The following is a 247-nucleotide window of genomic DNA, read 5'->3' as shown; positions in this document are numbered from 1 at the left end:
AAGGATGGCGCTTCAGGCTTCCTGGTGAAGTTCAACGAAGGCTTCTCCTCACCGCCTCACATCCACAACATCACCTACCGTGGCGTGGTCATCCAGGGCGAGGTCCACAACGATGACAAGAACGCAGATGAGCAGTGGCTGCCCGCAGGCTCGTTCTGGATCCAGCCGTCAGGGGAATCGCACATCACCGCGGCCAGAGACAAGGTCAACATGGCCTACATCGAGATCAATGAAGGGCCCTACCTGG

Annotated in this window: 1 protein-coding gene; it reads left to right on the top strand. The window is 58.3% G+C overall.

Going from position 1 to position 247, the window contains the following annotated elements:
• The coding region (locus R0J88_RS22505) for a DUF4437 domain-containing protein (protein WP_410901245.1) at positions 1–247 on the top strand (247 nt) is incomplete at both ends.

Source organism: Pseudoalteromonas sp. SIMBA_162 (assembly GCF_046535955.1).
In the GTDB taxonomy this organism is placed as follows: Bacteria; Pseudomonadota; Gammaproteobacteria; order Enterobacterales; family Alteromonadaceae; genus Pseudoalteromonas; species Pseudoalteromonas marina.
This window is presented reverse-complemented; position numbering and strand designations above follow the sequence as displayed.